The organism is Mesorhizobium sp. M7A.F.Ca.ET.027.03.2.1 (assembly GCF_003999175.1).
GTDB lineage: Bacteria > Pseudomonadota > Alphaproteobacteria > Rhizobiales > Rhizobiaceae > Mesorhizobium.
Genome location: NZ_RZOM01001759.1, coordinates 1 through 633, shown reverse-complemented (window position 1 = coordinate 633; position 633 = coordinate 1). Strand labels below are relative to the sequence as shown.

Below are 633 nucleotides of genomic sequence, written 5' to 3'. Positions count from 1 at the left end.
ATGCTGGCGCGGCTCAACCCGCTTGGCGTCGTGCCGGCGGCGATCTTCCTTGCCGCCGTGATGACCGGCGCCGAGGCGATGTCGCGGGCGACCGGCGTTCCGGCCTTCCTCAGCGATGTCATCCAGGGGACGGCGCTGCTTGCCATGCTGGTGGCGCTGCTGTTCACCGCTTATCGCATCCGCCGCGTCGGAGTTGCCCGATGAGCGCGGTGTTCGAACAGATCTTCCAGGTCGGCTTCCTGGCCGCGATCATCCGCATCGCCACGCCGCTGGCTTTCGCGACGCTCGGCGAAATGTTCTCGGAGCGGGCTGGCGTGCTCAATCTCGGCATCGAAGGCATCATGCTGTTGTCGGCGATGACCGGCTTTACCGCCGCCAGCCTCAGCGGCAGCCTGTGGCTCGGCGTGCTGGCGGCAGTGCTGACCGGCATGCTGATGGGCGCGCTGCATGCGCTGTTCACCGTGGCGCTCGGCCTCAGCCAGCATGTCTGCGGCATCGGCGTGACGCTGTTCTCGTCGGGCCTCGCCTATTTCCTCTACCGGCTGATCTTCGGCCAGCAGTCGGTGCCGCCCAACATCAAGGGGTTTCAGACACTGCCGATCCCGCTTCTGTCGGACATCCCGGTGCTCGGGA

General features: G+C 66.7%; 2 pseudogenes. Both read left to right on the top strand.

Annotated features, from left to right (window positions below):
• Nucleotides 1-204 (top strand): annotated as a pseudogene (locus EN750_RS37895) (ABC transporter permease); the annotation flags it as partial.
• Nucleotides 201-633 (top strand): annotated as a pseudogene (locus EN750_RS37890) (ABC transporter permease); the annotation flags it as partial. The pseudogenes EN750_RS37895 and EN750_RS37890, both read left to right, overlap by 4 nt.